Annotated in this window: 15 protein-coding genes and 4 pseudogenes; 11 read left to right on the top strand and 8 right to left on the bottom strand. The window is 37.2% G+C overall.

The window, feature by feature from the left end:
• Nucleotides 1-85: 85 nt before the first annotated feature.
• Nucleotides 86-505, bottom strand: a complete 420-nt coding sequence (locus AC1M9F_RS00335) for a DUF2000 domain-containing protein (protein ID WP_481596751.1) — start codon at nucleotides 503-505, stop codon at nucleotides 86-88.
• A gap of 241 nt (nucleotides 506-746) precedes the next feature.
• On the opposite strand from AC1M9F_RS00335, the pseudogene AC1M9F_RS00330 reads away from it, so the two are divergent.
• The 5 genes and pseudogenes from AC1M9F_RS00330 to AC1M9F_RS00310 all read left to right on the top strand — a co-directional run bounded on the left by AC1M9F_RS00330 (nucleotide 747) and on the right by AC1M9F_RS00310 (nucleotide 5,289).
• A pseudogene (locus AC1M9F_RS00330) lies at nucleotides 747-1,915 on the top strand (IS3 family transposase).
• A 223-nt stretch (nucleotides 1,916-2,138) separates the two neighbouring features.
• A pseudogene (locus tag AC1M9F_RS00325) lies at nucleotides 2,139-3,076 on the top strand (IS5 family transposase).
• 201 nt (nucleotides 3,077-3,277) lie between these two features.
• Nucleotides 3,278-4,104 (top strand): annotated as a pseudogene (locus AC1M9F_RS00320) (IS5 family transposase).
• 179 nt (nucleotides 4,105-4,283) lie between these two features.
• Nucleotides 4,284-4,391: pseudogene (locus tag AC1M9F_RS00315) on the top strand (ATP-binding protein); the annotation flags it as partial.
• A 664-nt stretch (nucleotides 4,392-5,055) separates the two neighbouring features.
• Entirely contained in the window at nucleotides 5,056-5,289 is a 234-nt protein-coding gene (locus AC1M9F_RS00310) for a helix-turn-helix domain-containing protein (RefSeq protein WP_481596750.1), read from the top strand.
• A 399-nt stretch (nucleotides 5,290-5,688) separates the two neighbouring features.
• On the opposite strand, the gene AC1M9F_RS00305 is transcribed toward AC1M9F_RS00310, so the two are convergent.
• The 5 genes from AC1M9F_RS00305 to AC1M9F_RS00285 all read right to left on the bottom strand — a co-directional run bounded on the left by AC1M9F_RS00305 (nucleotide 5,689) and on the right by AC1M9F_RS00285 (nucleotide 8,744).
• A complete protein-coding gene (locus AC1M9F_RS00305; protein ID WP_051586562.1) occupies nucleotides 5,689-5,919 on the bottom strand; it encodes a hypothetical protein in 231 nt (76 codons plus the stop codon).
• A gap of 112 nt (nucleotides 5,920-6,031) precedes the next feature.
• The gene (locus AC1M9F_RS00300; RefSeq protein WP_481596749.1) at nucleotides 6,032-7,075 is read right to left on the bottom strand and encodes an alpha/beta hydrolase family protein; all 1,044 of its coding nucleotides are present in this window, start codon (nucleotides 7,073-7,075) and stop codon (nucleotides 6,032-6,034) included.
• Nucleotides 7,076-7,234, bottom strand: coding sequence for a hypothetical protein (locus tag AC1M9F_RS00295; protein ID WP_481596748.1), 159 nt, complete (start codon nucleotides 7,232-7,234; stop codon nucleotides 7,076-7,078). It lies immediately after the preceding gene.
• A gap of 129 nt (nucleotides 7,235-7,363) precedes the next feature.
• The gene (gene ubiA / locus AC1M9F_RS00290) at nucleotides 7,364-8,242 is read right to left on the bottom strand and encodes a 4-hydroxybenzoate octaprenyltransferase (RefSeq protein WP_481596747.1); all 879 of its coding nucleotides are present in this window, start codon (nucleotides 8,240-8,242) and stop codon (nucleotides 7,364-7,366) included.
• Nucleotides 8,243-8,252: 10 nt separating this feature from the next.
• Nucleotides 8,253-8,744 (bottom strand): chorismate--pyruvate lyase family protein, encoded by a 492-nt coding sequence (locus AC1M9F_RS00285; RefSeq protein ID WP_481596746.1) that lies wholly within the window; start codon nucleotides 8,742-8,744, stop codon nucleotides 8,253-8,255.
• Between the two features lie 160 nt (nucleotides 8,745-8,904).
• Between AC1M9F_RS00285 and AC1M9F_RS00280 the strand changes: the two genes are divergently transcribed.
• The gene (locus AC1M9F_RS00280; RefSeq protein WP_481596745.1) at nucleotides 8,905-9,819 is read left to right on the top strand and encodes a polysaccharide deacetylase family protein; all 915 of its coding nucleotides are present in this window, start codon (nucleotides 8,905-8,907) and stop codon (nucleotides 9,817-9,819) included.
• A 29-nt stretch (nucleotides 9,820-9,848) separates the two neighbouring features.
• Here the strand turns inward: AC1M9F_RS00280 and AC1M9F_RS00275 are convergent, their stop codons facing one another.
• Together AC1M9F_RS00275 and glnA are read right to left on the bottom strand one after the other, a co-directional pair.
• The gene (locus tag AC1M9F_RS00275; protein WP_481596744.1) at nucleotides 9,849-10,127 is read right to left on the bottom strand and encodes a hypothetical protein; all 279 of its coding nucleotides are present in this window, start codon (nucleotides 10,125-10,127) and stop codon (nucleotides 9,849-9,851) included.
• 96 nt (nucleotides 10,128-10,223) lie between these two features.
• Nucleotides 10,224-11,639, bottom strand: coding sequence for a type I glutamate--ammonia ligase (gene glnA / locus AC1M9F_RS00270; protein WP_171076768.1), 1,416 nt, complete (start codon nucleotides 11,637-11,639; stop codon nucleotides 10,224-10,226).
• A gap of 952 nt (nucleotides 11,640-12,591) precedes the next feature.
• On the opposite strand from glnA, the gene AC1M9F_RS00265 reads away from it, so the two are divergent.
• The 5 genes from AC1M9F_RS00265 to folE all read left to right on the top strand — a co-directional run bounded on the left by AC1M9F_RS00265 (nucleotide 12,592) and on the right by folE (nucleotide 16,668).
• Complete coding sequence (locus tag AC1M9F_RS00265) at nucleotides 12,592-13,176, top strand: anthranilate synthase component II (RefSeq protein WP_092765952.1); 585 nt, start codon at nucleotides 12,592-12,594, stop codon at nucleotides 13,174-13,176.
• A gap of 9 nt (nucleotides 13,177-13,185) precedes the next feature.
• Complete coding sequence (gene trpD, locus AC1M9F_RS00260) at nucleotides 13,186-14,232, top strand: anthranilate phosphoribosyltransferase (RefSeq protein ID WP_035266991.1); 1,047 nt, start codon at nucleotides 13,186-13,188, stop codon at nucleotides 14,230-14,232.
• 18 nt (nucleotides 14,233-14,250) lie between these two features.
• Nucleotides 14,251-15,057 (top strand): indole-3-glycerol phosphate synthase TrpC, encoded by an 807-nt coding sequence (trpC, locus tag AC1M9F_RS00255; protein WP_481586573.1) that lies wholly within the window; start codon nucleotides 14,251-14,253, stop codon nucleotides 15,055-15,057.
• A gap of 284 nt (nucleotides 15,058-15,341) precedes the next feature.
• Entirely contained in the window at nucleotides 15,342-16,025 is a 684-nt protein-coding gene (locus tag AC1M9F_RS00250) for a Smr/MutS family protein (RefSeq protein ID WP_481596743.1), read from the top strand.
• Nucleotides 16,026-16,119: 94 nt separating this feature from the next.
• A complete protein-coding gene (folE, locus tag AC1M9F_RS00245; protein WP_171076769.1) occupies nucleotides 16,120-16,668 on the top strand; it encodes a GTP cyclohydrolase I FolE in 549 nt (182 codons plus the stop codon).
• Nucleotides 16,669-16,700 lie beyond the last annotated feature (32 nt).

Below are 16,700 nucleotides of genomic sequence, written 5' to 3'. Positions count from 1 at the left end.
GCATAAGACAGGGGTTGATTTAACAATTTCTTTGAGATTGTTAAGAGAAGGGGGTTAAATGTGCTAGATTTAACCCCCTTTTTTATTATTTAAATAAACTTAAATTACCCGTTAGTTTATTTATGGCTTTTTTCTCACCGCATAATAAAATTCCTTGATATTCCAGATCTTGATTTGAAATTTTCTCTAATTTCTCAGCATATTCCTCATAAGAACGCGTGACACGTGTCAAATTCAAAACATTAACTTCAAATATCTGATTTTTATATTCTTTAGCATTTTCTCTAATGTTCTTTAACTTATCTTTATCTGCACTTAAGATAGGTAAACCAATAATCGTTATACCTTCATGCATTTCTTGATCTTTATTTATTAAGTTTCGTCCAACGATCTCTGGGTATTTCTTACCAAGGCTCATGCCTAGTATTGCCGCAGTATTTGTAATTACTCCTGTTGGTAATTCTTCATCAACAATAATTACGGCTTTAAAGTTATCAATATTCATTTTTTAATTAGTTTAAATTAAAGTATTCTTTATTTTTAATACATAATGAAATTGTTGTCTATATTTTTTTACTAAATGATTTAACTTGCCTAGTAATAATTTGTTTTTTATAAAAATATTATTTTTGGTAATGTTTCAAATTGTATTCTCGCTTAAGTTTTCAAGAAAATGATCTTAGCCAAAATAATGGACACATGATCCCTCTAAAGCTAACGTAAAGTTAACTTTGGATATACAAAAAATGGCAAAATGCTTTAGCACTGAATTTAAACAACAAGAGATAGCTTATGCACTGGCAAACTTACACAAAGCATTAGTCCCATAGCTAGAGAGTTAGGTGTAGGCTAATCAACGCTTGATAAATGGGTGCGTGAAACGAATTTGGGAGGAACGAGTAAACGACAAATTACGCCAGAACAACAACGTATTATTGAACTTGAGAGGAAAATAGACAACTCAAGACAAGGAAGTCAATGACATTCTAAAAAAGGCGCATGTGTACTTTCTGACAGCCGAACAAGCCAAGAGAAATACACGTTAATACGGGACTTAAGTTTGAAAGGCACACGTATTATTGTTGCTTGTAAAAGTCTTGATGTAAGTAGTACATCTGGTTATCACGCTTGGCGTGAACGGCAAATAAAGACCACTCAGCAGAAGTATCATGATCTCAAAACGATGTATTGGCAACATCATGCTCGTTTGGGTGCACCGTCATTTGTTTATGACATGCATGATCTGGGCTATAGTATGAGTGAACGTACGGTAGGAAGAATGCTCAAGCATCTTGGGTTACGCAGTAAAATTTGTCGTAAATATAAACGTACGGCAGATTCGAATCATCGTTTGCCTACAGCTCCCAATCTGTTGGATCGCCAATTTACAGTTACAAAGCCGAATCGGATATGGACGACAGTCATTACATACATTCGAACTAAAGAAGGTGGTTGTATTTATGCGTGATGTTGGATCTATTTAGCCGTCGTATTCTAGGTTTGGAAACCAGCTATCGCATAGACCGTCAATTGGTGTGTGATGCATTTAATTATGCAATGGTACGCCAGGGTTATCCAAAAAGTGTGCGGTGCATTCGGATGAAGGCAGTCAGTACTGTAGTCGTGATTTTAGAGCGATACTATTAACAAATAGATGTTTTCAAAACATGTCTCGCAGGGGGAACTGTTGGGACAATGCAGTCACTGAAAGCTTCTTTCACACGGTAAAAGTACATATTATTCATGACAGCAACTTTGCTACACAGCAAGAAGCTAATTCGGCACTGTTCGAGTATATTGAGATTTATTACAATCGAGTAAGAAGGCATTTACCAATGGTTGGTTAAGTCCAGAAGCTTTTGAGCAGAAATATTTTAGAGCTTTAGAGGGATCGACTGTCCGCTACTCTGTCTAGGTTCAAACATCGTGCAACTGAAATACTATTATTACTTCCATAAAATCTCATATAAAGACTGAATATCATTTCAAAAACTTATTCATTTTTTGACAAAATTTAACTGTAATTCTGTTCAAAATTCACACATATTCAAACTATATTAAGAATATGCTCAATAATCTAAACAGGCTTTTTTGCAGAAAGCTATTCTTAAGGACTTCTTCAGCCATATAATTTTCAAATGAAGAAGCCTACACACAAAATCTACCGCACAACCAATTGGCCCGCATATAACCGAGCACTCATTAATCGTGGAAATATTGCCATTTGGTTTGATCCTACTACGCAATGGTATGCTCTATCAAAACGCAAACAAGGATGAAATCAAACCTACTCCGACGCAGCCATCCAATGCTGCTTAATGATTAAATCCTTATTTCGTCTGTCTTTACGTATGGTCACTGGCTTTGTACAAAGTCTGATTAAACTTTGCGGATTAAATTGGACAGCGCCAGATTACAGTACGCTTTGTAGAAGACAAAAGTATATTGATATTGCAATCAGCTACCAAAAAACTAGCTATGGGCTGCATCTACTCATGGACTCTACAGGCTTGAAGTTTCTAGGTGAGGATGAATGGAAACGCAAGAAACATGGACCTGAATATCGTCGCCAATGACGTAAGCTACATATTGGTATAGATGCTGAAACTCTTAAAATACGTGCTATTCAGCTCACAACCAATAATATCAGTGATTCACAGGTACTAGGTGATTTACTTGATCTTGATCAGATTCCACAAGATGAGCAGATTGACTCTGTTTATACCGATGGAGCTTATGACACCAAGCAATGCCGTCAGGCTATTGCAGATCGGCAAGCGCAGCGGTGATTCCACCTAGAAAAAATGCGAAACCATGGAAAGATACAAAGAGCAGCTCGCTAGAGCGAAATGAATTACTTCGAACAGTTAAACGTTTAGGTAGGACACTATGGAAAAAATGGTCAGGCTATCATCGCCGAAGTTTGGTTGAGACTAAAATACACTGCATCAAATTATTAGGACATAAACTCAGTGCAAGGAGCTTTGATAGCCAAGTCAATGAGGTTCATGCACGAGTAGCAGTCCTCAACAGATTTACGGAATTAGGTCGACCACTTACCCAAGTTAAGCCTTAAATTTGGCTCAATTAGGGGCGCTTTGCCTTTCAAATCTTTGTGCAACAAAGCCTGACATAACTGAATTATTTGAAGAGTTTGAAACAGCATCTCGATTAGGGAATATATCAATACTCAAGAAAAAATTATTAGATTTCTTTCATAAATCAAAAAACGATCTACCCCTTGCTGATTATTTGTACCGAATAATTTTAAATATTCATGCATAATTTGCGCATGAAATACATCGACTCAAAGAAGCTTTCTGAAACTCAGTTTAAGCGATATACAGGCATCTCATGGTCAACCTTTGATTTAATGGCTGAACAGCTAAAAATGCTTGTACCTGCTAAAGATAGACCATCTAAGTTAAATGTAGAAGATCAAATCCTTCTGTGCTTAAGTTATTGGCGTGAATATCGAACATTGTTTCATGTCGCAACGAGTTATGGTGTGTCAGAGCCTACTACTTCAAGAATCGTCCGCCACGTAGAGGATTGCCTGATCAAGTCCAATCTATTTAATTTACCCAAGAGCTTGCCTGAAGGCGAAGGTATCGACTGGAATGTGGTGATCGTAGATGCCACAGAAATTCCAATACAAAGACCTAAAACACAGAAGAAAAGCTATAGTGGCAAGAAGAAGGCACATACTTTTAAAGTTCAGGCCATTATCCATTATAGAACACAGCAAGTTCTAAGTTTATGCACGAGTCGTGGTGCAGTACATGATTTTGAGCTTTTCAAACGCAACTTGAATCAGATTCCTAAAGGTGCTTTATTCTTGCTGATAAAGGTTATCAAGGGATTTATACGGTGTATCCAAATAGTCTATTGCCATTAAAAGCAAAAAAGCGCTGTAAACTAGATCCTGAGCTAAAAGTTTACAATCAAGAAATCTATAAAAGAAGAATTGGGATTGAGCATGTATTTGGGACTTTGAAGACCTTCAAAATCCTTGCTGAGCGATATCGCAACCGTGGCAAAAGATTGGGATTAAGATTCAATTTAATCGCAGGGGTTTATAATTTAGAACTGAGTAAAAAATAATTTATGAAAGAACTCTATTATCTTGTCAATTATTAATCCTCGATGATTTTGGGTTATCTAAAGTCAGAGTAAGCTGGATGGCTCATTTTATTAATATCATTGATAAACACACCGATCATGGTTCATTACTGATGACAAGCCAATATGAAATAAAAACATGATTAAACCATTTTGAGGATCAAACGATTGGTGAAGCACTTTTAGATCGTATTGTTCATCGAGCACACATTTTTAATTTAGAGGGTGAATCTATGCGTAAGAAGCGAGGAAAATTGATAGCAGAATAACGACTCTACCGTCCAAGTAAGGTGCCACTTTGGTTTTGGTCAGCCTCAATCAAAGTGTCCAACTAACGCGCGAATGGGTGTCCAAGTAACGGTTCATTTTGCACATTTGTCCTAATAATATTTAAAACACAAATTTGAGATTCTAAATAAGTCAGTTTTTGCTGACTTTTCTTTTTAAACTTAAGGATAGTGTCTTTTAAGATAGGATACTCTTTCATATATTTATCAGAAAAAAATTAATTTCTAGACGGATTTTTCAATATTTAAATTCACTTCAGCAAATTCACTTTTCAAATTATCCTTAAAATCGATTGTAATATCTTGTTTTTAACAAAAAAATATTTAGCGATGAAACCGAGTAATTTGAAGTATATCTGTAATTATGATGAGTACGTTTAAGAATCATTAAATCACAATTTACTAGCTCCCTTATAATACGATATGTACGTTGATAACTATTATTCGACAAAATTCTGGGTTTTCTTTTTTAAAACCATTAAAAATCTATTTAAACTCACTGTCTCTAAAGTTTTGATTCGACAGATATTCAATCAAATGATAACTAAATTTATGATTTAATGACATAAAATAAAACACCCAATGTACAACAATAAAAATTATCCTATTTTGGGATATTTATGAAAATAGTACAACATTTTGAACCATGAGCTCAATACATGATCCTAGGTATAGGAAAGTTGTTAACAAATTGATAAGACTACGTGAGTCGAAAAAAATGACTCAGGTACAGTTAGCTTCGTCTTTAAAAAAACCTCAATCATATGTGGCTAAAGTTGAGAATTTTGAAAGAAGATTAGATTACATCGAACTTTATGATTGGTTGAATGCCATTGACAGCAACTTCATCAATTGCTTGTCAGAATACCTTTCTGAATAATCTTAATTTAATTAAATTCTTGCATAGTCTGTTTAGTGAATTGAAGAAGTCTAATCGTTTTAAATTGTATTAGCCCCCACAAAAATGGACAGTTAACTCGTTAATTTAGACTGGACGGCCACCACTCTCTAGACAAATTTCATCAATTCTTGGACTACCACCAATCCTCTAAATTGAACTTAAAGCAATATTTCAATTTTGTATTAAAAAAAATAGTAGTTTCAATCTCTGTTATTATTTGACAACCATTTTATCAATTAGGAAAACAAGTCATCTTGGTAAGGAACAAGAAGATGCTGAACGCGATCAAATGTTTTATGAAGCAGGATATCGAGTATTTAGCTATAACGATATCCCAAGTGTTCAAAGTCTCAAAAAAGACATTCTTGCTAAAAATAATTAGTTTAAAGGCTCTGCTACAGACGAAGCATTCTGCTCAAGTTGCTCTTGTTTTTCTCTAGCTTCAATTCGCGCGGCTTGTTCTGCACGTAACCGATCGTACTCTGCCTTGTTCTTTGCATCACTCTTTACTGCAAAAAAAGCAATCGCAATGATAAGCAATGGGATAAGGGGGCCAAGACTTGCCAATAAAATAAATTTAGTGGTGAATTTCTTTTTTGATGAAGTCATCAACAAAACCTGTGTTATTGAGTCCGAGGCAATATAACAGAATAAGGTCATAGAAAAAACTTTAGCTTTAAGTGTCAACTAAGATGCAACACCCTAGCTGACCTAGTCACGTTTAACGCACCGGTAAATACGATTTAATAAAATCAACAACCTCATCATTTTTCTCAACAATCGCTTGTGTATGCGATGCTCCTGCCACAATATCTAATACAATTGGAGGTTGAGTCCCCAATCCATTTAACTGATTTACTAATTGTTGTGTTACTTGATATGGGGCAGCGGTGTCATTTTCACCTTGAACCACATAAACCGGTTTCATGAGTTTTTGAGTTCCAGGCTGATTATTACTTAAAAAACTACTCACCACTGGATCATTTTCAAAGCCAACCTTTAACCCAGGATAGTCCATTACTTTTTGTGTTGAATTTGATTCCAAATAAGTCTTAATATCTGTTCTAAACTCATCAATTAATGGCATCAAGCATAGGCCATTTTCACCAGTCGACCCCTCAGCTTTCTCTGCCACAGCTTGAGAACTAGATTGGAATATCGTTGCTAATGAAAATCTAGGTTCATATGCTTTAATCCCTACGCCTGTATAAGCAGCATAAGCTAATAGCTCTGAATAAATAGCGATTGCCAAATCTCTATTTTGACTTTCTATCGCTGAAATGGCATTTGGTGCGACTTGGGTAATAATGTAACCCAAACTGGATGCTGGAGCAGTCGCTACAGCCCCTTTGTAATACGGATCATTATTGGCATATTGTGCAATTCCTAACGATGCATGACCACCTTGGGATTGGCCGACAGACATCCAAGATTTATTTAATCGTGATGGATATGCTTGGTGAACTGACTTTATTGCATGAATCGCAGATTGTGCAGCACTAGATAGATGAAGATAAGGATGAATCCCTTTAATCCCCAAACCTTCATAATCAGGGGCTACAATAACATAACCTTCTTTAAGAAGGCTGTTCGCTAAAATTTCAAAATTCGAATTAAGTACATTATTGCTTGGTGCACATTCGTCTCCAACACCAGTTGTTCCATGTACCCATACCACCACTGGCCATCCTGCTTCTGGCTGAGCAGTCTTAGGAAACATGACCATTGCTGTAGCCTTAGTTTTCTGACCCAGAACATTCGGCATTTAATAAGTCATAATTTGGATTTTGGAAGCTTGCTCTAAACTATCTTTTTGATAAGCTTTCTCAGCAACAAACGCTTTTTCTTGAAAAATATTTTTATCATCATCACTATTACAAGCCGTTAAGAGTAATGCTGCCGTACAGCACATTGCGATAACCATTTTTTAATCACATACTTCAATAATTCTTTCCCTTCATTATTATCACTCTCCATGAGTACTTTTAATTAAACATAAAAAAAAGCATCCGACTAGGATGCTTAATTAGTTTATTTTTATTTAATGTTAAGATTAAATTAATGCAATAAAAATCCCCATAAAGATCATCACCCCCACCCATCGGTTATGTCTAAATGCCCAGAAGCACCATTGCGGATCTTTATCACGTGTTTTAGTCCATTGATAGATGAAATCACCTACCACGAGCACTAATGCGATTAATCCAAATGGTACAAGTATCTGTTCAAGCCATAGTGCAGCACCAATTAAAATGACACTCATCGCCTGCAATAAACTGATAATTTTAATATCATTTTTTCCAAACAAAATGGCCGTCGACTTAACCCCAATCTTTAAATCATATTCGCGATCCGTAATTGCATATTGAGTATCATAAGCTACAGTCCAAGCCAAATTACCGAAATAAAGTAGCCAACACGTCCAATCCAAAGGCTTACCCATTGCCGTAAATGACATCGGTATACCCCATGAGAATGCCATCCCCAGTACCACTTGAGGTAAATGCGTATAGCGCTTCATAAATGGATAGATGAAAGCAAGTACCAGCCCAATTAAGGCACAATAAAAAGTTTCAATAGGCAGGAAGAACAATGTACAAGCACTTGCAGCAACCAGTGCGATAAACACCCAAACTGCTTCTTTTGCCGAAATCACACCTGTGGCTAATGGACGATTTTTGGTTCTTTCTACGTGTGCATCCACTTTACGATCAGCAAAATCATTAATGGCACATCCCGCTGCACGCATAAATATAGTGCCACATACGATGGCAAGCAGTGTCACTACATCAGGTATTCCACCAGCTGCAATCCACAGCGCCCATAAGGTGGGCCACAGGACTAACTCAGTACCAATTGGCTTATCGAAACGACATAAATAGTAATAAGCGCTTAAACGCTCGCGCCAGGTGATTGCTTGTGCGGTTGCCATAAAGTCTAGCTCAATGAGTTTTTATAAAACGTTCAAATGCTGGTAAAAATGTTTCTTGGACAATAAATTTACAGCCATGCCAAGTATAACAGCTCTGTCTGGTCCATCCATCCTCAAGTAAGATCACGCGACGTTGGCATTGCGGTTCTGTGCGTTGGAACAGGAATCGACCTATAGGCTGATTTCCAATATGTTGAAAAAGACGTGCTTTTTTTTGAAGGCTGGTAATTGGAAAAATAGATTTCGCTTTTACCCAAGGTTCGCAATCAGAACCAAATAAATGAGTCTCTCTAACCCATGAAGTATGCTGATGTGATACACCCATCCAGCTAGCATCATTAAAGTTTAAACGTTGAAATCGTTCTTGGATTCGTTGAACTTTGAATGTTCCATCAGCTAAATCTGTCAGTTGTTGGGTAAGTGAGCCTGAGGCGTACAACCATTTTTTTAACTCAGGACACATTAATTTTTCCTGATGATTAAATTGACGGCTTTCAAGCATATTTCAGACTACCATTATTTTATACTCTCAAGTGTACCCAAGCTTTAGAACTAATGCACCAAACCTATGGTTTAGTTTAAGGCATCACACTCAAACATTTCATACTGCACCGCCCCAAAAAAATGCTATAAACATTCATTCGTAAACAACTTCATTAAACATGCTTAAATTTAGCTTGTACTTATTTATATCACTGTTATTTCTTTCCCAAGCTCATGCTCGTCAATTAGCACTGAGTTTTGATGATGGATTAAATCCAACTATCGATCCTACTGCTCCACACATTAATCAACAAATACTAGCGCATTTAAAATCCAAAAATATTCAATCGATCATTTTCCCAAGTTACATCAAAATCGGTGACAATGCGGGTAAAGACTTAATACGTCAATGGGATAAACACGGACATATTGTCGGCAATCACAGTTCTTTTCATGAAAATTTAAATAAACCTGAAATTTTGGCGAAAGACTACATCAAAAGCATTAGAATTAATGAATTAGTTTTTCGTGATTTAAAAAACTTTAGGAGAATCTTTAAGTACCCTTATCTCAAAGAAGGCAATAATATTGCGAAAAGAGATCAAGTCCAACACTGGTTAAAGCAAAATCACTACCAACATGGTGGTGTTAGTATTGATGCAAGTGACTGGTTTTATAATCAAAAATATCTAGCGTATCTAAAAGCAGGTAAAACGTCACACATTAAAAGATTGAAGCAGGCTTATATTGATCATCTTCTTGATCGAGCAGAATATTATGATTCACTCGCATTACAAACTCTTCAACACTCTCCTCAGCATGTATTGTTACTCCACACGAATGCGATTAATGGACAGTTTCTAGGCGAGATCGTTTTAGCCTTAGAAAGCAAAGGGTGGACAATAATCAATGCAGCAGATGCTTATGCTGATTCGCTATATCAGAATTTCAGCCCTAATATCCCCGCTGGGGAGAGTATTATATGGTCTATCGCCAAAAGCCAAAATATTGAAAGTTTAAGATATCCTGCTGAGGATGCACCTTATGAGCGTGAAAACTTACTCAAATATGACTTGGATGATCACAAGGAATAAATCTTACTTTTAGGCGCAGCTACACACATTCAAGCATTGTCAGATTTTGCAATCACTTCAAATTTGCCTTGTGGCGTTTTTACTAAAATAAAACCTTCGGCACTGATATAAAATTCATGTGGATAATCAAATTGTAAAGCCAAATCAGGATTTCTTAGTTCAAGAAATTGTGCCTGTTTATAGCCTTCCATGGTTCTGCCAACTTCCAAATAGGTCACTTCAGAAAAATTGAGCTTAAATCCTTTTTCGTGGTCACTTGGATCATTCCAAGGAAAAAATCCCGTGTGCTTTTTACGTGGCTTTGCCATGAAATATTTCTCATATTTGACTACATTTATTTTAACTCAAAACACAAAAAAACCCGCGCATTGCGCGGGTTTTTTACAGCGAAATTCGTGAACGAATTACAGGCTGTAGTACATATCAAATTCAACTGGGTGAGTTGTCGTATTAAGACGACGAACTTCTTCAGTTTTAAGCTCAATGTAAGCATCAAGCATTTCTTTAGTGAATACGCCACCTTTAAGAAGGTAATCGTGATCCGCTTGAAGAGCTTCTAAAGCCATATCCAAGCTGTGTGCAACTGTAGGAATTTTTGCTTCTTCTTCAGGAGGTAGATCATACAAATTCTTGTCTGAAGCTTCACCTGGATGAATCTTGTTTTGAATACCGTCGATACCCGCCATTAACAATGCAGCAAAACCTAAGTACGGGTTCATCATTGGATCTGGGAAACGTGCTTCAATACGTTTACCTTTCGGGCTAGAAACGTATGGAATACGGATAGAAGCTGAACGGTTACGCGCTGAGTAAGCAAGCATAATTGGCGCTTCATAATGTGGCACTAAACGCTTATACGAGTTTGTAGAAGGGTTAGTAATCGCATTTAATGAGCGTGCGTGCTTGATGATACCGCCAATGAAATACAATGCCATTTCTGAAAGGCCTGCATATTCATCACCAGCAAACAAGTTCTTGCCGTCTTTAGAAATTGACATATGAACGTGCATACCAGAACCGTTATCACCAACCATTGGTTTAGGCATAAACGTTGCAGTTTTAGCATATTGATGAGCAACGTTCCAAACAGCATATTTAAACTGTTGTACTTCGTCAGCTTTACGAACCATTGTGTTGAAGCTCACACCAATTTCTAATTGGCAAGATGCAACTTCGTGGTGATGTACTTCTACACGACCTGGCCCCATGATGTCTTCAATTTTCGCACACATTTCTGCACGCATATCGTGGTGAGAATCAACTGGAGGCACTGGGAAGTAACCACCTTTAACGCGTGGACGGTGACCTGAGTTACCTGATTCGTAAGAATTACCTGTAGACCAAGCAGCTTCTTCAGCGATTAATGTATGGCGAGCACCAGACATATCGATGTCCCATTTAACTTCGTCAAATACGAAGAATTCTGGTTCTGGACCAAAGAAAGCAGTATCACCAATACCAGTAGATTTTAAATATTCTTCTGCACGGCGAGCAATTGAACGTGGGTCACGGTCATAACCTTGACCAGTAGATGGCTCAATAACATCACAAGTCACCACTACAGTTGGCTCTGCAAAAAACGGGTCGATAAAACCTGTTTCAGCATCTGGACGTAAGATCATGTCAGACGCTTCAATACCTTTCCAACCAGCAATTGAAGAACCGTCGAACATTTTACCATCTTCAAAAGTATCTTCATCGATAGTATCTGCTGGGTAAGTAACATGTTGTTCTTTACCCTTAGTGTCCGTAAAACGGAAGTCTACCCATTTTGCGCCACTTTCTTGGATGAGTTGTAGGACCTTGTTCGCCATGCTCATTTTGCTCCGATGATTTTTTGTTGCACATTTAGTGCGTGTTAGTAGTTGGTAGTTTTAAAGCAATTACCGTACCAACTTTTAAAAGCAAAGCTAAAATCTTGAAATCCTTATCAGATTAACAGCTTTATTCACTTTGCTTTGCGACTATTATACTGTGCTTAAAACTAAATGCACCATATTCAGGCACAGTTCATCGCAATAAAAAATATTTATTTACAACCTGTATCAAAATGGTGCACCTCAGAGCATGATCGTTTAATTATTAAACTTAAAGTCAAGTTTATTCAGGGATTTAATTACTTAATTTACCAAACGATATATTTTATAAATTTTTATAAATTAGAAAAATGAATCAAATTTTCAGGCACATGCGTTTAATACCTTGTTTTATATATCAATAAATAAAAATATTTAATATTTAATTTTTACTTGAAAGACTAAAATTACAACTCAATCATGACTTTATTAATACACATCGAGCCATGATGAATCTAAATTTTGTGCATCATATTAGTTCATTAAAATTAAATATCTTCGCTAAATGATGTAAAAGTGAACGACCGCGAGACTAAATCTTATAAATTATAAATTTACTGAGTGCATTTTGTTTGTTTGTTTTTAAAACAAATCTTACTCATCAAACAGAATGATTAAAAAAACTTATGAATAACACGTATGAGCTTTTAGATTCAGATCAATATTTCATTTATTAGCGCTCTTCGCCTAGAACCATTCATTCACACATTAATTTGATTTAAGTGATCAATATTGCTGATGTTTTGAACCCCAAAATTTAACCTGCGCTGATAAAAGAATCTGCTATGATAACTGCCACTTAATCGCTTTGAGTTACTAGACAAGGATGCAGTCAACACCCTGTGATGTATCTTATTAATGTGAATAACAAAGCTAAATTAAGTTAAATTATAAATTTCAAGAGGTTAAGCTTAAAATGCTTCTGATGATCGACAACTATGACTCTTTTACCTACAACATCGTCCAATATTTTGGCGAGTTAAATCAGGAAGTAAAAGTGGTCCGTAATGATGCCGTGACTTTGGAGGATATTGAGCGATGGCAACCAAAATATCTCGTCATTGGACCTGGTCCCTGCTCTCCCTCTGAGGCAGGTATTTCAATCCCAGCGATTCAACACTTTTCAGGCAAGATTCCACTGCTTGGGGTGTGCTTAGGTCACCAAAGTATCGGGCAAGCATTTGGTGGAGATATTGTTCGTGCAAAAAAAGTCATGCACGGGCGTTTATCTGACATGTACCACTCTGATCAAGGGATCTTTAGCAATCTACCCTCTCCATTCTCAGCGACTCGCTATCATTCTTTAGTCATTGATCAAGCGACTTTACCTGAATGTTTAGAGGTGACGTGTTGGACTAATGAAGAAGATGGTTCTATGGAGGAAATTATGGGTGTGAAACATAAAACCCTTCCCGTTGAAGGTGTTCAGTTCCATCCAGAATCGATACTCAGCCAACATGGCCACAAAATTTTCCAAAACTTCTTAGAAATTTATGCGTAAGAGCAAGACATGAATATTCAACAAGCATTAAACAACATTACGAAAAATATTGAATTAACACAGCCTCAAATGGAAGCTGTTATGCGCACCATTATGGATGGTGAAGCGACTGATGCACAAATCGGTGCATTGATGATGGGTTTGCGTTTAAAAGGCGAAAGTATTGACGAAATTACTGCTGCTGCACGTGTGATGCGTGAATATGCGATCAAGATTGATGTCAGTGATCTTCCATACTTAGTCGATATCGTTGGCACGGGTGGTGATGGACAAAACCTGTTTAATGTATCAACTGCATCAAGTTTTGTGATTGCAGCTGCAGGTGCAACGATTGCCAAACACGGTGGCCGAGGTGTGTCATCAAAATCAGGCTCGTCAGATCTATTAGAACAAGCTGGTATTAATCTCGACCTAAATATGGCACAGACTGAACGCTGTATCCGCGATTTGGGTGTGGGTTTTCTCTTTGCTCCAAACCATCATAAAGCAATGAAGTATGCAGCAGGTCCTCGTAAAGAATTGGGCTTCAGAAGCATTTTCAACTTACTTGGCCCGCTTACGAATCCGGCTGGTGTAAAGCGCTTTGTAATTGGCGTGTTCTCAACAGAATTATGTCGACCTATTGCTGAAGTTCTTAAGCAACTTGGTGCTGAGCACGTCATGGTTGTTCACTCTAAAGATGGACTAGATGAAATCAGTCTTGCTTCATCCACCTATGTCGCTGAGTTAAAAAATGGTGAAATTACTGAGTGGGAAATCCTCCCTGAGGATGTAGAGATTGAATCTCAAACATTGACGCATTTATCTGTTGATAGCTCTGCTGAAAGTTTGGCACTGATCAAAGATGCACTAGGTAAGAAAAAATCACCGAAAGGTGAAAAAGCGGCCAGTATGATTGCATTGAATGCTGGTGCTGGTATTTATGTCTCAGGTTTAACTTCGAGTTATAAACAAGGTGTGGCATTAGCACATGACATCATTTATGGTGGTCAGGCACTTGAAAAGATGGATGTGCTTTCTGAATTCACAAAAACAATAAAACATTATGAAGCTTAATTAAGTCAGGACATTCTTATGTTAGATATCGCGAATACTATTCTTGGCAAAATTGTTGACCGTAAACAAGAAGAGTTTGCTGCACGATTAAAACAACGTAGTTATAAGGACGTCGAAGAACTCGCTCAAGCCGCTAGCCCTGTTCGCGGTTTTGCTCAAGCACTACAACACAAACGTCCTGCTGTCATTGCTGAAATCAAAAAAGCATCTCCTTCTAAAGGCATTATTCGAGAAAACTTCAATCCTGCTGAAATAGCTGAACAGTATCAATCAGCGGGTGCAGCTTGTTTATCAGTACTTACAGATATTGATTTCTTCCAAGGTGCCGATGAGAACATTCATATTGCTCGCTCTCACTGTGATTTGCCTGCACTAAGAAAAGATTTCTTAATCGATCCTTATGGTGTGATTGAAGCTCGTGCATTGCATGCAGACTGTATCCTTCTCATTGTTGCATGTCTTTCAGATCAACAACTTGAGGAAATGTCGAAAACTGCATTTGAACATCATTTAGATGTACTGGTTGAAGTGCATGATGAATATGAACTAGAACGTGCTCTCAAATTATCAGATCGTTGTTTATTAGGCGTTAATAATCGTAATTTAAAAACTTTCGATGTTGATTTGAACACATCAATTCGTCTAAAAAAACAACTTGCACCATCTCGTTTATTAGTGACGGAAAGCGGCATTGCAACCTCAGCGGATGTCACCATGATGCAAGAAAATGACATTCACACTTTCCTTGTGGGTGAAAGTTTTATGAAACAGCCTCGTCCTGATCATGCCTTTACCGCATTGTTTGGCGAACCTCAGAATATTTGACTCTAATATTCTGCGGTAAATTGTTCGACTAAAAATAATTCAATCTCATAAGAATGGATTTCCGAATCCATTCTTGCCTCCATTAATGCCAACAACAATAGCTAGAACAAATTCAAAATAAATTAGATTAATAATCAATCTCTTTTTTTTGCTTTATCCCTTAAGTTATCTCCAATTTATCCAACACCTTAAAATCAACTTAAATACTTCTCACTACAAAGTTGAGGGATTTTCGGATTATAATCACATTCATTCATCTTCCACTTTAAAGTCACAAGCACGTTATGAGTAAACATGATTCTTCTTTATCAAAAGATCAATTTAATTTACTGAAACAGTTTAAGAAACAAATCAGTAATCCTGCTCCTCGTGTTGAAGCTCCTAAACCTATTGAAAAGACGGTTGAACAAGAGCATGAGGAAGATTTAGAACTCTTTCGTCAGCAAATGCAAGGTGTTCAAAAAATTGATCATGGCAATATTGCAAAAATTGAGAAACCAGCCAAAAAGAAATTGGATGCTCAAACCTTAGCAAAACGTGCTGCTGCTGAAGGTCCAATGCATACTGATGAAACTGTGATGTCTGATACTCAAGCCATGCTCAATCCAGTTGGCAGTCAGGCTAGTCTCAGTTATCGAATTGCGACCTTACAACATAAAGTATTTGAAGATCTGAAAGCTGGAAATTTACGTTGGTTTGAAGCAGTTGATTTGCATGGCTGTACCGTAGAAGAAGCACGTTCAGCTGTATTGCAAATTATTCAGATGGCGAAAGAGCAAAATCAAAACGTCATTAAAATTGTTCATGGTAAAGGCCCTGAAGCTGTTTTAAAAACCTATGTTAATAGTTGGCTCAGACAACATCGTGATGTTTTGGCTTTTGTCAGTGCGCCTGAAAAACAAGGTGGCACTGGCGCGGTCTTAGTTCTGCTTAAACGTGCAGAAAAGAATCCAAAATTTACTCAATAATCGGAATTTTTTCTGAATATACGGCATTGTAATCGTTTTCTGATACAATGCCGTCCTTGTTCAACATCTGTGTAAGTGAACACGTCTTATGTCTATGCAGCAATCCTACGCCAACATTTTAACTGCCGTTGGCGAAGATCTTACTCGTCCTGGTCTTAAAGATACACCAATGCGTGCTGCTAAAGCTTTTTCGTATTTGACGTCAGGTTATAGCCAAACGCTTGAAGAAGTGACCAACAATGCGGTCTTCCCTTCAGACAACCGTGAAATGGTTTTGGTCAAGAACATCGAATTCTATTCGCTTTGTGAACATCATTTACTGCCGTTCTATGGACGTGTGCATATTGCCTACTTACCAGAAGGTCAAGTTTTAGGTTTATCTAAATTTGCACGTATTACTGAAATGTTTGCCCGTCGTCTACAGATTCAAGAAAATCTAACTCAACAGATTGCTGAAGCTGTGGCTCAAGTGACTGGTGCTAGAGGCGTAGCTGTTGTCATTGATTCAGCACATATGTGTATGATGATGCGTGGTGTAGGCAAACAAGAGTCAACTACTCGTACAGTATCATTTGTTGGGGACTTTAAAACTAACAAAGATGAACGTCGCGAGTTTCTGAGCGCTGTTCCAGAAAGTTATTAATTCATAAAACCTCAACCCTGTTGAGGTTTTTT

The organism is Acinetobacter sp. ANC_7504, assembly GCF_056779995.1.
The sequence above is the reverse complement of the archived record's forward strand: the minus strand, read 5'-3'. Positions and strand labels throughout refer to the sequence as shown.

Bases quoted from the DNA above. Each gene is read 5' to 3' on its own strand.
- AC1M9F_RS00335 (WP_481596751.1), bottom strand. From the start codon at position 505: ATGAATATTGATAACTTTAAAGCCGTAATTATTGTTGATGAAGAATTA.
- AC1M9F_RS00310 (WP_481596750.1), top strand. From the start codon at position 5,056: ATGAGCTCAATACATGATCCTAGGTATAGGAAAGTTGTTAACAAATTG.
- AC1M9F_RS00305 (WP_051586562.1), bottom strand. From the start codon at position 5,919: ATGACTTCATCAAAAAAGAAATTCACCACTAAATTTATTTTATTGGCA.
- AC1M9F_RS00300 (WP_481596749.1), bottom strand. From the start codon at position 7,075: ATGCCGAATGTTCTGGGTCAGAAAACTAAGGCTACAGCAATGGTCATG.
- AC1M9F_RS00295 (WP_481596748.1), bottom strand. From the start codon at position 7,234: ATGGTTATCGCAATGTGCTGTACGGCAGCATTACTCTTAACGGCTTGT.
- ubiA (WP_481596747.1), bottom strand. From the start codon at position 8,242: ATGGCAACCGCACAAGCAATCACCTGGCGCGAGCGTTTAAGCGCTTAT.
- AC1M9F_RS00285 (WP_481596746.1), bottom strand. From the start codon at position 8,744: ATGCTTGAAAGCCGTCAATTTAATCATCAGGAAAAATTAATGTGTCCT.
- AC1M9F_RS00280 (WP_481596745.1), top strand. From the start codon at position 8,905: ATGCTTAAATTTAGCTTGTACTTATTTATATCACTGTTATTTCTTTCC.
- AC1M9F_RS00275 (WP_481596744.1), bottom strand. From the start codon at position 10,127: ATGGCAAAGCCACGTAAAAAGCACACGGGATTTTTTCCTTGGAATGAT.
- glnA (WP_171076768.1), bottom strand. From the start codon at position 11,639: ATGAGCATGGCGAACAAGGTCCTACAACTCATCCAAGAAAGTGGCGCA.
- AC1M9F_RS00265 (WP_092765952.1), top strand. From the start codon at position 12,592: ATGCTTCTGATGATCGACAACTATGACTCTTTTACCTACAACATCGTC.
- trpD (WP_035266991.1), top strand. From the start codon at position 13,186: ATGAATATTCAACAAGCATTAAACAACATTACGAAAAATATTGAATTA.
- trpC (WP_481586573.1), top strand. From the start codon at position 14,251: ATGTTAGATATCGCGAATACTATTCTTGGCAAAATTGTTGACCGTAAA.
- AC1M9F_RS00250 (WP_481596743.1), top strand. From the start codon at position 15,342: ATGAGTAAACATGATTCTTCTTTATCAAAAGATCAATTTAATTTACTG.
- folE (WP_171076769.1), top strand. From the start codon at position 16,120: ATGCAGCAATCCTACGCCAACATTTTAACTGCCGTTGGCGAAGATCTT.